General features: G+C 45.1%; 10 protein-coding genes. 5 read left to right on the top strand and 5 right to left on the bottom strand.

What is annotated here, in order from left to right:
- The first annotated feature begins 304 nt into the window (after positions 1-304).
- Complete coding sequence (locus R7E42_RS22820) at positions 305-1,777, top strand: aminoacyl-histidine dipeptidase (protein WP_053350265.1); 1,473 nt, start codon at positions 305-307, stop codon at positions 1,775-1,777.
- Between the two features lie 64 nt (positions 1,778-1,841).
- Here R7E42_RS22820 and R7E42_RS22815 read toward each other — a convergent pair whose 3' ends face one another.
- Positions 1,842-2,381 carry a DUF3332 domain-containing protein gene (locus R7E42_RS22815; RefSeq protein WP_005381596.1) on the bottom strand — a complete coding sequence of 180 codons (540 nt, stop codon included), beginning with the start codon at positions 2,379-2,381 and terminating at the stop codon, positions 1,842-1,844.
- Between the two features lie 330 nt (positions 2,382-2,711).
- On the opposite strand from R7E42_RS22815, the gene R7E42_RS22810 reads away from it, so the two are divergent.
- From R7E42_RS22810 to R7E42_RS22800, 3 genes are all read left to right on the top strand, one after another.
- Complete coding sequence (locus tag R7E42_RS22810; RefSeq protein ID WP_042521202.1) at positions 2,712-3,779, top strand: succinylglutamate desuccinylase/aspartoacylase family protein; 1,068 nt, start codon at positions 2,712-2,714, stop codon at positions 3,777-3,779.
- A gap of 263 nt (positions 3,780-4,042) precedes the next feature.
- The gene (locus tag R7E42_RS22805; RefSeq protein WP_053306531.1) at positions 4,043-6,229 is read left to right on the top strand and encodes a TonB-dependent receptor domain-containing protein; all 2,187 of its coding nucleotides are present in this window, start codon (positions 4,043-4,045) and stop codon (positions 6,227-6,229) included.
- 118 nt (positions 6,230-6,347) lie between these two features.
- Positions 6,348-6,788, top strand: a complete 441-nt coding sequence (locus R7E42_RS22800) for a hypothetical protein (RefSeq protein WP_005381599.1) — start codon at positions 6,348-6,350, stop codon at positions 6,786-6,788.
- Between the two features lie 90 nt (positions 6,789-6,878).
- On the opposite strand, the gene R7E42_RS22795 is transcribed toward R7E42_RS22800, so the two are convergent.
- Both R7E42_RS22795 and purL read right to left on the bottom strand, forming a co-directional pair.
- Positions 6,879-7,187, bottom strand: coding sequence for a DUF3622 domain-containing protein (locus R7E42_RS22795; RefSeq protein WP_025998700.1), 309 nt, complete (start codon positions 7,185-7,187; stop codon positions 6,879-6,881).
- Positions 7,188-7,482: 295 nt separating this feature from the next.
- A complete protein-coding gene (gene purL / locus R7E42_RS22790; protein WP_318070987.1) occupies positions 7,483-11,376 on the bottom strand; it encodes a phosphoribosylformylglycinamidine synthase in 3,894 nt (1,297 codons plus the stop codon).
- Positions 11,377-11,675: 299 nt separating this feature from the next.
- Here purL and mltF point away from each other — a divergent pair, with 299 nt between their 5' ends.
- A complete protein-coding gene (gene mltF / locus R7E42_RS22785; RefSeq protein ID WP_248487403.1) occupies positions 11,676-13,253 on the top strand; it encodes a membrane-bound lytic murein transglycosylase MltF in 1,578 nt (525 codons plus the stop codon).
- A 587-nt stretch (positions 13,254-13,840) separates the two neighbouring features.
- On the opposite strand, the gene tadA is transcribed toward mltF, so the two are convergent.
- Together tadA and R7E42_RS22775 are read right to left on the bottom strand one after the other, a co-directional pair.
- Positions 13,841-14,350, bottom strand: a complete 510-nt coding sequence (gene tadA, locus R7E42_RS22780) for a tRNA adenosine(34) deaminase TadA (RefSeq protein ID WP_064376798.1) — start codon at positions 14,348-14,350, stop codon at positions 13,841-13,843.
- 252 nt (positions 14,351-14,602) lie between these two features.
- On the bottom strand, positions 14,603-15,109 hold a 507-nt coding region (locus R7E42_RS22775), incomplete at its 5' end, for an AbgT family transporter (RefSeq protein ID WP_318073019.1).

Below are 15,109 nucleotides of genomic sequence, written 5' to 3'. Positions count from 1 at the left end.
GATTGAAATCACAAAAAATGTATAAATTGACCTTTATCAAAGTTTATGTGTAATTAAATTACAATTTTATGAATTAAAAAATAAAGCCACTTTCAGAATGTATGATAGAGAACACATAGTGCTTGTTATTGTATTCACAAACTGTGACAGTTCTGAGAGAAATCCTTGTGATCGCGACTACTCGTACTCCTTATCTGGTGGTATGCTAACGGCAATTTGAAGGCCAAATCGTCTAGCATTTAATGCTACCTTGACAATATTTTTACGGTATATATTTGGCAAAGCACATCAAAAGGAGTCCTCCGTGTCTGAGTTCCATTCTGAGATCAGTACCTTATCACCTGCTCCACTTTGGCAGTTTTTCGATAAGATTTGTTCAATCCCTCATCCATCGAAACATGAAGAAGCATTAGCACAGTACATTATCAACTGGGCAACAGAGCAAGGCTTTGACGTTCGCCGTGATCCAACCGGTAACGTGTTCATCAAAAAGCCCGCGACACCAGGAATGGAAAATAAGAAGGCTGTTGTACTTCAAGCACACATCGACATGGTGCCGCAGAAAAACGAAGACACTGAACACGACTTCACCAAAGATCCAATCCAACCTTACATCGATGGCGAATGGGTAACTGCGAAAGGCACGACGCTTGGTGCAGATAACGGTATTGGTATGGCTTCTTGCCTTGCTGTATTGGCATCTAAAGATATTAAGCACGGTCCACTCGAAGTTCTGCTGACGATTGATGAAGAAGCAGGCATGACTGGCGCATTTGGCCTTGAAGCTGGTTGGTTAGAGGGTGAGATTCTTCTAAATACAGACTCTGAGCAAGAAGGCGAAGTCTACATGGGTTGTGCAGGTGGCGTTGATGGCACCATGACTTTCGATATTTCTCGAGAATCAACGCCTGCAGGTTTTGTAACACGCCAACTGACGCTGAAAGGCCTAAAAGGTGGTCACTCAGGTTGTGACATTCACACAGGTCGCGGTAATGCCAACAAATTACTTGGTCGTTTCCTTGCCGGTCATGCTCAAGAGCTTGATTTACGTTTAGTCGAATTCCGTGGTGGTAGCTTACGTAATGCAATCCCTCGCGAAGCGTTTGTTACTGTCGCGCTTCCTGTCGAAAACCAAGACAAGCTTGCTGAGCTGTTCAACCACTACACTGAGCTGCTTAAAACTGAATTGGGTAAAATCGAAACAGGTATCGTAACCTTTAATGAAGTGATCACGACTGACGCCCAAGTATTTTCAATCGCCGATCAGCAACGATTCATTGCGGCACTTAACGCTTGTCCAAACGGCGTAATCCGTATGAGTGATGAGGTGGAAGGCGTTGTTGAAACTTCTCTAAACGTTGGTGTGATCAGCACAGAAGAAAATAAAGTCACCGTGCTTTGCTTGATTCGTTCTCTCATTGACTCTGGCCGTAGCCAAGTGGAAAGCATGCTGCGCTCGATTACTGAGCTAGCAGGCGCACAAATTCAGTTCTCAGGCGCTTACCCTGGCTGGAAGCCAGATGCAGATTCCGAGATCATGGCAATTTTCCGTGATATGTATGAAGGCATTTACGGTCATAAGCCGAACATCATGGTCATCCATGCTGGTCTTGAGTGTGGCCTATTTAAAGAACCATACCCACACATGGATATGGTTTCTTTCGGTCCAACAATAAAATTCCCTCACTCTCCAGATGAGAAAGTGAAGATTGATACTGTTCAGTTGTACTGGGAACAGATGGTCGCGCTTTTAGAAGCGATTCCAGAGAAAGCATAATTCAATCACGAAAAACGACAAAGGGTGCCATACGGCACCCTTTTTTTGGTTTAGTTGAACCCAACTACACACGGTTTTGCGCGTAAGCGGCTAACTCATCCATTGAGGTTTGTGCAGCAACTTCACCATCAATGTAGTAAGTAACAAACTCACCATCGCGTACACCCATGAGTGTCGCCTTTTCACCGTTACTGTAAGTAATATCCATTTGAACGGTGTTCTCATCGATTTGCTGCATTCGCCCCTGCTCAATGACACGGTTATCCGCTAATGGTGCGATTGGTGCAGTCGTTAACGACTTATCTAACTGGTGATTGACATCAATGTAAGTATCTACCTTTGTATCGAAGATATGTGGCTTACCATTTAACGGGTTCTTACCCGTCCAAAATTCTAGAGAGTTAAACACGATATAATCCGCTGCGATCGCGACACCATAAACAGGCGCTAAAAGCATATTTAGACCACCTCGAGCGTAACGGTTGTCAACAGCTTTCAAGTTAAACCCCATAACATAACCTGTCACGGCATTACTACCTACGCAACCTGAAAGTGAAACTGCTACCGCAGTCAATGCACCAATTTTAGCAATTGCCTTTTTCATCAAAACCTCTAGTTAGAAAGTGTGAAACCTCAAATTCGGCGCGGATATTATCGGATAAAAAGTAGGGTTAAAAGTCCGTTTTTTTGTCCTCCATGAACAGTATTATTTTTAATACAGTCACATTTTTTAAGGCTATTATTGCGCACTCTTCTCTATGTCTTGTTATGTATTAAACTGATAGAAAAGATCATATTGAAAACAAAAACTTCACACATACCAAAATTTCACGCATGACGATTAAAGTAATTTGTCGTGTCCTTAATGAGAATGATTAGTGCGATTTTGCAGCAATTGTTACATTGCTGATGACGCATTTGACAGAGATGGTTTATGGCCAGAAGTAAAAAAAGCAAAGTGTTTGAGCTCTTAGGACATCAAATACAACCAGGACAACGATTAGAGATCGAATTTGAAGCAGCGAAGCTATATACACATTCGCCTTTATCTATTCCTGTGGAAATCATCCATGGGAAACAAGAAGGACCAGTGTTAATGGTGAATGCTGCTATCCATGGTGATGAGCTTAATGGCGTAGAAATCGTTCGTCAGATCATTAACCAACTGGATCCACAAAAACTGAAAGGCACTGTCATTGCAGTACCTATCGTTAACGTTTTTGGTTTCATCCATAAATCTCGTTACTTGCCCGACCGACGAGATCTCAACCGTTGCTTTCCTGGCAGTGAAAAAGGCGCACTTGCATCTCGTATGGCACACGGGTTCTTTAACAACATTGCCAAGCGTTGTGACTACATTTTGGATCTACACACAGGGGCAATTCATCGCACGAACTTGCCACAGATTCGCGCAAACTTAAGCAACCCAGAAACTCTACGTATTGCTCAAGCATTTTCGACGCCAGTGATTGTTGATTCAGCATTGCGTGATGGCTCTTTACGCAGTGAAGCAGAAAAATGTGATATTCCAGTGCTCACCTACGAGGCTGGCGAAGCATTGCGTTTTGATCCACTTTCGATCAGCGCTGGTGTGCTCGGGGTTCGGCGCGTAATGCAAGCCATTGGTATGTTGCGAGCGAGCAGGAAAAAGCTGCCTGAGCCTATCATAGCGAAGTCCACCAGCTGGGTTCGCGCGTCAGGTAACGGCATTTTGCGTACTGTCGTTAATCTGGGAGACAAAGTAGAACAGGGTGAAACGCTCGCTTATATTAGCTCTCCTCTTGGTCATGATGAGATAGAACTAAAAGCCCCGAAGCGTGGTTTGGTTATCGGTCAACAAACATTACCGTTGGTGAACGAAGGCGATGCAATTTTCCACCTTGCCTATTTTAACCAAGGTGATAATGCTTTAGAGCAAGCAGTCGAAAGCTATATTGAAGGCCTCACTGAATTCGATGCCGAGCCGCTGACCACCGGACAGATACCGTTAGAAACTCAGTAATTCCTACTAAGTAGGCGCCTGATTAGCTCAAAAGGAGCAACAGTGCTCGCACTATCTTGTTTAAAGCCAATAAGCTCAGCGTCCATGATGCTGGGCTTTTTGTTTTATGTACGCTAACGATACTTATCGTAGTTTCCACGAATGGATAAAAAACTTTACAATCCGTCGCAAAAACACATCTGATAATTAATCTCATTATCATTTATTAATCGTAATAATGTTCTTATAATCCCAGCTTCATAAAAACACTATAAATCATCAATATGAAAAGATTAAAAAGTCATCCATTCAAAGTAAATCTCATTTCACTGGCTTTGCTCTTCCCTCTTTATTCATATGCCGAGACAGCGCCAAATGAAGAGCTTGAAGTCATAGGCGTTCGTTATGCCAAACCTATTACCATTGCTGAGCCTGCGCAAACCACCATTAATTGGTCAGAGATTGAAGAGCAACAGTACTCTAATTTTGCCTCAATGATCGATGCCGTTCCCGGTGCATCAATAGATGGTGGCGGTCGTTCTGGTGGCGAACGTATTAACATTCGTGGTTTTGATGATCCAAGCGATATCGCCGTCTTTGTCGATGGCGCTCCAATTGGCTTTCAACAATACCGCTACGGTACCTTCTTTTTTGATCCGTTCTTAATTGGCGAAGCAGAAATTATCAAGGGCGCGCACGACTATCGAGCACTCAACGGGAAGTTTGGTGGCTCCATTCGCATTAAAACCAAAAGTGTCGATGATCTCCTGTACGGCGAAAGAAACTTTGGTGCTCGCATCTCAAGTGCATACAACACCAACGGCGATGAGAACGCCTACACACTAACACTCTATGGTAAAAACGATACTGGTTTTTATTTTCTAGCGAATGGCTCGGTAAAAGATTCTGATGACATTAAAGTCGGAGGTGGTGAAACGCTAGATTACTCAGGTTATGAGCAAGAAAACATGCTCGTAAAGGTCGGTTATGAAAATAACGATCACGAGTTTGAAATTAGCCATACTCGCTACAAAGATGAAGGTCGTAAACCTTGGGCTAACCGCCGCGGAAAAATGCCTAACATCACCGAATACAATATCAAGAAATACGGCTCATTAGAAAAAGCCCAATACGCTTACACCGTCGATAACAAATACACGGACAACACCACAACCATCTCTTACCACTACATGCCGACTAACCCGTATATTGATTTCAATATCAAAATGGCACGTTCCGAAAACGATCGTCATTGGGTTCGCCCTGACGTAGCATTCGAGAAAATGTTCGTTTCTGTTGGCAGTTACGGTCATGAGTCATGGCTGAGTTACGAGCGTGACTACGTTGATGTGTTTAACCAAGCGCAATTCGGAGACCACACTCTAGTCACTGGGCTTCAATATCAAAAAACCGATAGAGACTCGTTGGTATTCAACGCATCATACGACAGTAATGAAGCGAAAAACTACGGTTGGTACACCCCTTACTACGAACCATCTGGCACGCAGTCAATTTATGCCGCTTACATTGCTGATCACTATCAAGCAACAGACCGCCTAACAATCACACCTTCTCTGCGTTACGAATACATCAAGAGTGAAGGAAAAGGGAACGCAGCGCCGGATTATAATGATCCAGCTGCCGGACATAACTACGGTGAAACGACGCATAAAGGCTTTAGCCCACGTTTGGATATCGACTTTGATGCGAGCAATAATACGCGTTTAAACGCCTCCTACGCCTACGCTTTAAAAGCACCAACCGTTGATAACATCTACTCAGTGCAATATGCGCGAGCTACCGCTACGGCTACTGCTTTGAATCTGGACGTGTCTCGTATCCATGCTTATCAAGCAAGCGTTATCAACTTAACGGAAGGGCTGGTGAACTCTCGCGATAACCTCGCAACAGAGTTAACTATGTTCTATAACGATGTTAGCGACACAGTTGATATACGAACGGGCGAAAACCTCGACAAAAATACTACTGAGTTACAAAGCTGGAATACAAACCTAGATGGCTTTAAAAACTATGGCTTTGAGCTAATTTCACAATACCGGATTGAAGATTTCTACAGTAATTTCTCAGCAAGTTACATTCGCGGCAAAAACAAAGGTAGCCTATCTGACTCTACAGGTTCAGATGATGATCATCCTGATGTACCGCCATTAAACATTAATCTGGGTTTGGGTTACGAATGGATTCCTGGTTTACGTACGGGCTGGGAAGTCCGTTGGTATGATGCGCAAACCAAAACCAAGGCAAGCGGTAATAATTTAAAAGTGAAATCGCCAAGTGAGCAATACACGCTACAAAACGCTTACGTGGTTTGGGAAATACAACAAGTCGAAGGCTTGAGCGTTGGCGCGGTTGTGAAAAACTTAACCGATCGTTACTACGAAGCATACCTATCTAATGGCGTGCCTTCGCCTGGTCGCGAAGTCAAACTGCACCTCACTTATCAATACTAACCATACCTAAAAGATGCAGGGCAGACATTAACTGCCCTGTTATATCGTATCCAATGGCCATAATTGCACGCCGTTTTATTTATCAGTATTATCATTTCCTTTTGCTTGCATACACATTATGAACAATCTAAAAACACGGCTTCTTCTGATTTGCTTCTTCCCTGTAGGTAGCCTAGCGCAAGCTTCTGAGAACATTGCAGACTACTTACAAGAACAAAGCAAGCACCAAGTTTCAGAAGATTTTTACGCACAGCCAACAGCAAATAACCTGAATCTAGATGCAAAAACTAACTCTTTAACTTGGCACGAAGATGGTAAGCCGGATCACTGTCGTTACGCCAAGCAGCCCAAAGACGTCGCAACACATTTCGACTACGGTGAAGCAAACGATCTATCTGACGGCTTACAACACTTTGATTTACCGGAAAGACATTCTGCAAAGGTCAAATCGACACATCGCACTTATGCTAATAACCCTCACCTTCTTCCTGGCAATAAACAATTTGCAGCCCCTGAAGACGGCACGTTTAGCTTGTCCGTATCGTCGGATTGTTTTTAGCCGATATAAATAAAAAATGCCCTGAGACAAAACTCAGGGCATTTTCACTATTTGTTTGATGGGTAACGTCACCATCTCACCGATTTAAACTTATTCTTCGTCAGTGTCTACTTCGGTTTCACGTGCTTTGCGGGCTTCTTCTTTACGAACTTTTGCCGCTAGTTGTTCTGCTTCGCGCTCTTGACGTTGCGCTGCTTTACGCTCGTTACGAACCACTTGGTTTTGGATAAATCCAGCCAGTTCTTGTTCAGCCCAAGCTTGTGCTTTCTCTTCGCTGTCAAAGCCTGTTTCACGCTTTGATACTACAGTCTTACGAGATGTCACTTGGCGAGTGATTTCTGCGCTCCAGCCGTTACGTTTTTCAGTGACGCGGATAGCAAATTTTGGATTCTTAGACATTTCTTTCATTTCCTAAGGGATTTAGGGATCAATCAGGGATTCGGTCAACTTGATAACTCCATCTAAGCTGAGCTGTTTAACACCATCCCTTGGTAAGCGCGGTATTAGAGCATAAAAGTAATCTAAACGCTGCAAGTTTTTTACGCTAGATAATAGATGACAAAGAAGAGGCAGAACAAAGCAACGTTTCGCCAAGTCACTAGAAAGAGCGACGAAGAAAAAAGAGTGATAAGAAAAAAGAAAGCGCTGGTCTCTCAACCAACGCTTTACTTAAGCTAGATTAACTTTTGGTTAATTAACCAATATTCTTACGGGCATTTTGGAACATACGCATCCAAGCGCCATTTTCACCCCAACCTTCCGGAGCCCAAGAATTTGCAACTGTGCGGAATACGCGCTCTGGGTGAGGCATCATGATAGTTACGCGACCGTCTGCTGTTGTTAAACCAGTAATCGCGTTTGGCGAACCATTCGGGTTGTTCGGGTATTGTTGTGTTGGGTTACCGAGGTTATCCACGTAACGAATCGCAACCGTACCTGATGCTTCAATCGCTGCTAGGTGCTCTGCATCACGTACTTCTACACGCCCTTCACCGTGGGAAACCGCGATTGGCATGCGCGAACCAGCCATTCCGTCGAAGAATACAGAGTCAGATTTCTGAACTTCAACTAGACTAAAGCGCGCTTCAAAACGCTCAGATTCGTTGCGCACAAAACGTGGCCACAAGTCTGCACCTGGGATCAGCTCTTTCAGGTTTGATAGCATCTGGCAACCGTTACATACACCTAAAGAGAACGTCTCTTCACGGTTGAAGAAGGCTTGGAATTGTTCACGAGCTTGTGCGTTAAACAGGATAGACTTAGCCCAACCTTCACCCGCACCTAATACGTCGCCGTAAGAGAAGCCACCACAAGCTACTAGGCCATGGTATTCATCCAGTACCGCTTGGCCTGTTAGGATATCGCTCATATGGATGTCGGTTGCTTCAAAACCAGCTCGGTCAAACGCTGCTGCCATTTCGACGTGGGAGTTAACGCCCTGCTCACGTAGAATTGCCATCTTAGGTTTAGCACCTTTCGCAATGTACGGTGCTGCTACGTCTTCATTTACGTCGAAGCTGAGCTTAACGTTTAGACCAGGGTCAGAGTTGTCTTTCTTAGCTTCGTGCTCTTGGTCTGCACACGCTGGGTTATCACGTAGACCTTGCATCTTATGCGTTGTTTCAGCCCAGATAACGCGTAGTTCGGTACGTGAACGTTCAAGCACAACTGCATCACCAGAAGTGATAACAAAGTCGTCTGAAGCTTCAACAGAACCAATCACATGTGAGCATGCCTCTAACCCGTTTGCCGCCAGAGTAGATAGAACTGAATCTAGATCATCATTCTTAACTTGAACAACCGCACCTAGCTCTTCGTTAAATAGAACGGCTAGCGCATCGTCACCCAGCTCTGCGATGTTCGCTTTTACGCCACAGTGACCCGCGAACGCCATCTCAGCCAGTGTAACAAACAGACCGCCGTCGCCTTTATCGTGGTAGGCCACTAACTTGTCATCACGTACTAACGCTTGCATTGCATCAAAGAAGCCTTTTAGCTGCTCTGCATTATCTACGTCAGCAGGTTTGTCACCCAGCTGTTTGTATACTTGTGCCAATGCTGTCGCACCTAAGCGGTTTTTGCCGTTACCCAAGTCAACAAAAACTAGAGAAGTATTTCCTTTGTCAGTGCGTAGTTGTGGAGTCACGGTCTTACGTACGTCTTCCACACGACCAAATGCCGTGATAACTAGCGACAGTGGAGATGTGACTTCTTTGCTCTCGCCGTTTTCTTCCCACTTGGTTTTCATCGACATGGAGTCTTTACCAACTGGGATAGTCAAACCTAAAGCAGGACACAATTCTTCACCAACCGCTTTCACTGCTTCGTAAAGACCCGCATCTTCACCTGGGTGACCCGCTGGAGACATCCAGTTCGCAGACAGTTTAATGTGTTTAATATCACCGATGTCTGTTGCCGCAATGTTCGTTAGTGACTCACCAACGGCTAGGCGAGCCGATGCTCCAAAGTCTAGTAATGCCACTGGCGTGCGCTCACCCATCGACATTGCTTCGCCATGGTAAGTGTCGTAGCTTGCCGCTGTTACTGCGCAGTTTGCTACTGGTACCTGCCAAGGGCCAACCATTTGATCACGAGCAACCAGACCCGTTACTGTTCGGTCACCGATAGTAATTAGGAATGTTTTTTCTGCAACAGCAGGAAGACGAAGTACGCGATCCACCGCTTCATTAAGCTCAATACCATCACGAACAATGGCAGGGCTTTCCACTTTTAGTGTGGTTGCGTCACGGTGCATCTTCGGTGGCTTACCAAGCAGGATATCCATTGGCATATCGATTGGCGTATTGTCGAAGTGAGAATCTTCTAGCGTTAGATGACGCTCTTCTGTCGCCACACCCACCACTGCATACGGTGCGCGTTCACGCTTACAGATGGCGTCGAATGCTTCCATGTTTTCTGGCGCTACCGCTAGAACGTAACGTTCCTGTGATTCGTTACACCAGATTTCCAGTGGGCTCATGCCCGGCTCATCGTTTGGTACATCGCGTAATTGGAACTTACCGCCACGCTCACCGTCGTCGACAAGTTCAGGCAATGCGTTAGAGATACCGCCTGCACCCACATCGTGGATAAATGCGATTGGGTTGTCGTCGCCTAACTGCCAACAACGGTCGATCACTTCCTGACAGCGACGTTCCATCTCTGGGTTTTCACGCTGTACTGAAGCGAAGTCCAGATCTTCTGCTGACTGACCAGATGCCATGGAAGATGCCGCACCACCACCAAGACCGATGTTCATTGCCGGACCACCAAGTACGATTAGGCTCGCACCCACAGGGATCTCTTTCTTCTGTACGTGTTCATCGCGGATGTTACCCATTCCACCAGCAATCATGATTGGTTTGTGGTAACCACGAATTTCTTCACCCGCATGAGAAGTGACTTTTTCTTCGTAAGTACGGAAGTAACCCAATAGATTTGGACGACCAAATTCGTTGTTGAATGCCGCGCCGCCTAGAGGGCCTTCAAGCATGATGTCTAACGCATTCACAATACGACCCGGCTTGCCGAAGTCGGTTTCCCATGGCTGTTCAAAACCAGGAATACGTAAGTTAGAGGTTGTAAAACCAACCAGACCCGCTTTTGGCTTACCGCCGATACCCGTCGCGCCTTCGTCACGGATTTCACCGCCTGAGCCAGTCGATGCGCCCGGCCACGGAGAGATTGCCGTTGGGTGGTTGTGCGTTTCTACCTTCATCAAGATGTGCGTATCTTCATGGTGGTACGTGTATTGACGAGATTTAGGGTCAGGGAAGAAACGCCCCGCTTTAGAACCTGTCATAACGGCTGCGTTGTCTTTGTATGCAGACAGCACATAGTCAGGTGTCGTTTCAAAAGTGTTTTTGATCATTTTGAACAAAGACTTAGGTTGATCTACCCCGTCGATTGTCCAATCTGCGTTAAAAATTTTGTGGCGACAATGCTCTGAGTTCGCCTGAGCAAACATCATCAATTCAATGTCGTTTGGGTTACGCCCAAGCTTAGTAAAGTTCTCTACCAAGTAATCAATTTCATCTTCTGCGAGTGCCAAGCCAAGGGAAACGTTTGCCTCTTCAAGCGCAAGACGACCGCCAGCTAAGATATCAACATGTGCGACAGGCTTAGGCTCTGCAACAGTAAATAATGCTGATGCGGCTTCAAATTCTGTGAATACTGTTTCCATCATGCGGTCGTGAATTAACGCTTTAACAGCGTCAGCTTGAGCTTCTGATAGAACAACTGAAGACTCGACATAATAAGCCGTACCACGCTCTAGACGTTTCACTTTATCCAGACCACAGTTAACAGCGATATCGGTAGATTTAGAAGACCAAGGCGAGATAGTGCCAGGACGAGGCGTGACAAGAAGTAGAAGACCTTCAGGCTCATGCTCTTCGATGGTTGGGCCGTAAGTTAGTAACTTTTCAAGTTTTTCTAACTCTTGGTCATCAAGGTCTGACTTTAGATCGGCAAAGTGCATAAACTCGGCATAAATGCCAGTTACAGGCAGATCTTGTTCACGACAAAGTTCCAGTAGTTTATTAACACGAAACTCAGAAAGAGCTGGGGAGCCACGCAAAATTCTCATGTGCTTAGGTCTCTTATGCAATTGATTAAGGTGATATTGGAATAAATTCAGACACTTAAAATAAGCCCTGTCGAACCTATGCCGATTCCACCTCGTCATTGCGAGCGCATTATATAGTAATTGTTTTTGTGATGTAACACCAAAAGCAACCGTTTGCGTCATTTTTTTTGTCAAATTTGAATTACAACTAAAATGTCGATAAAACACACAATGTCACGTTATAAGTGTGTGATTCACTTTGCCCCATGAGCTCGCTTTGATATAAAGGCAAATAGAAATTTTCCAAGATGTACCTATTAATGCAAATAAGTCACTTCAACCGGCTCAAGCGCAGTGCTCTAATTTTAGTTTCTGTTCTTTTGCTCTCAGCTTGCCAGATTGAGTCGGAGCCCAAAAGTGAATTTGAAAAAATTCAAGAACGTGGTGTGCTTCGTGTTGGCACGCTAAACAATCAGCTTTCCTACTACATAGGTCCCGATGGTCCCGCAGGGTTGGATTACGAATTGGCGCGTCAGTTTGCGGAGCAGCTCGGCGTCAAACTCGAGATTAAACCAGCCTTTCGCCAGGCTGAGCTTTTTCCTGCTCTTAAGAAAGGAGATATCGATATCATCGCTACGGGTTTAAATCAAACGTCACAAGCAGTCAAACGATTTAGACCAGGCCCGGCCTATTATTATGTAAGCCAACAAGTGGTATATAAAAAAGGGCAACTTCGACCACGAGATATCGAACAACTCATTGAATACCAAGCCTCGAAAGACGACGAGTCCGACGAAGATACAAATGCAGGCGCTCAAACATTAAAGATCGTTGAACAATCGCAATATGTTCCGACCCTAACAGCGTTAAAGAAGCAGTATCCAGAACTTCAGTTTGAAATTGTTGGTGATGCTGACACGAGAGACTTACTCAAATACGTATCGACGGGTGAGTTACGTTTTACTGTGACTGATTCGGTGGAACTTTCCCTAGCTCAGCGCCTTTATCCCGACCTTGCGCTCGCGTTTGAACTTACAGAAGATCAACCAGTATCGTGGTTTACTCGACGCTCTGAGGACGAAAGTTTGTATGCGATGCTGATAGAGTTTTTCGGTAACATTAAACAATCAGGAGAACTGTCCACTCTCGAAGAGAAGTACATTGGTCATATTGAAGCATTTGACTACGTTGATACTCGCGCATTCATTCGAGCTCTGGATGACAAATTGCCTAAGTGGGCACCTTTATTCCAAAAGTACAGCGAAGAGTTCGACTGGCGCTTAATTGCAGCATTGGCGTATCAAGAATCACACTGGAAGCCAGCGGCAAAATCGCCAACAGGTGTAAGAGGGATGATGATGCTGACTCTGCCAACAGCGAAAAGCGTCGGGGTAACAAACCGTTTAGACCCTGAGCAATCTGTTCGTGGTGGTGTCGAGTACTTACGTCGTATTGTAAGTCGCGTGCCTGATAGCATCAACGAGCATGAAAAAATATGGTTTGCGTTAGCTTCATACAATATTGGTTACGGCCACATGATGGACGCACGACGACTCACCAAAGCACAAGGTGGCGATCCGAACGCTTGGGCGGATGTAAAAGACAGGCTGCCTTTACTACGTCAGAAGCGCTATTACAGTCAAACTCGCTATGGGTATGCCAGAGGCGATGAAGCGCGTAATTACGTAGAAAATATTCGACGTTACTACCAATCCATCATTGGTCATGTCAGCCAACAGCCAGCGATTGATGAGAATAGCGATGACTTGCAAGTGATTCCGCCGCTCAACCCCGCCATTTTGATATCGGGCGCAGTAGAGACCGTCGTAGAACAAGTCTCTGGCGCTTCTGACGTCACGGTTGAAGAAGATACCGAACAAGAAAGCATTGAAGAATAAACCCGCGGTAAACTAAAAAATGACGAGCCTATGAAGCTCGTCATTTTTATTGAGTCCTAACGAAAACTTATCTAGAATCCAATATTCTGAGTGACACCAACCACACTCAACCATTCCTTTGGTTGGTCGCCTTTTCTTCATCGTTAGTAAAACTGATTGCTTTGTAACAGATTACTTTACAACCACATGGTTTAGCTCACTTGATGAAGCGGCACTTTCGGCTACACTCTGCCGAAATAACGTCACTCCTATTATTAAGCATCGTATTGAAATTGTTTGCTGGCTCTGTGCAATGCAGAAGTCAAATGAAGAACGTTTAAACCATACAATGTTTAGTGCGATTATCGAGCCTATTGCCAAGCATCGATGAGCCGCGCTTTACTGGTATAAGTCTTGTCTGCAGGAGGTTTGAATATGAGAAGACGTAGAGTGCAGTCAAAGCGTTTAAATAACACAGTAGCTGCTATCCGACGTAAACGTAAACTGACATGTATGAAAAAGAAAGTAAGTTCACGTAATCGTGTTTTTGTACATTTAGTCAATCACTAGTGCGTCCAAGCAAACATCTACCACGTTGTAGGTGTTTGCTAGCCCTCACTACTCCCACTACCTTGTTCGCTCTCTCCATTTTCTAATGCTTTTTGTGCTTGCTTCTTCGCTTTAATTTCCTTTCGGCGGCGCTTAAAAAACGCTTGTAGCTGAGTGCGGCACTCATCTTCTAGCAGCCCCTTTTCAACTAAGGCGTAATGGTAAGCGGCTTGGCTTTCAAACAAATTAAGCACTGTTCCTGCTGCTCCAGCTTTTAAATCTGGCGCTCCAAAAACAACCCGCTTAACGCGGCTATGCAATAAGGCTCCGGCACACATTGGGCATGGCTCAAGTGTTACATATAACGTCGTATCCAGAAGGCGGTAATTTTCTAGCTTTTGGCCTGCTTTACGCAGTGTTTGGATCTCAGCATGTGCGGTAGCGTCATTAGTACCAATAGAGCGATTCCACCCCTCAGCGATAATTTCACCATCTTTGACAAGCACTGCGCCGACAGGTACTTCCCCCTCAGCTTCTGCTTGCTCGGCAAGCACCATCGCTCTGCGCATAAACAATTCATCTTGAGGGGTAAACGGATGGTTAGACAAAGGAGGCTCCAAAGAAACAAAAAACGATTGAAGTCGGGAATTTTATCACCAACTTCGGTTTCACTACAGCAACACATCACGGGACAAAGTCTGCAACCCCAAAAAACCTAGTTACAAGACCTATCGATGTTCGTTGTGCGAGAACAAAAAAGCGCAGATCGAAGACCTGCGCTTTTCGGCTGCCAATTAGCGGCTTTCACACCCTACACGTTTTTACATTGTGTAAGTGTAAGGAGCTTGAATGCCTAGCGGGATACCTACCATCCAATAAGCAACTAGGAAGATAGACCAACCGATCAGCATTGCGATCGAGAATGGCATCATTAGTGACGCAAGCGTACCGATACCAGCCGACTTCACATAACGCTGACAGTAAACCACTACAAGAGGGAAAAATACCATTAGAGGCGAAATGATGTTCGATACAGAGTCACCCACACGGTAAGCCGCTTGAGACAGCTCAGGCGAGATACCAACCGCCATTAGCATTGGCACTAAGATTGGACCAATTAAAGCCCATTTTGCCGATGCCGAACCAATAAGTAGGTTTACAGACGCGGTTAGAAGTATCATACCGATGATGGTCACTTCACCTGGTAGGTTCATCGCTTTTAAGCCTTCTGCGCCATACAACGCTAGCATCGTACCGATGTTTGACTGAGCAAATGCAGATAGGAACTGAGCACAGAAGAACGACATAACAATGTATGCGCCCATGGT

Source organism: Vibrio sp. Vb1337 (genome assembly GCF_033338715.1).
In the GTDB taxonomy this organism is placed as follows: Bacteria; Pseudomonadota; Gammaproteobacteria; order Enterobacterales; family Vibrionaceae; genus Vibrio; species Vibrio alginolyticus.
This window is presented reverse-complemented; position numbering and strand designations above follow the sequence as displayed.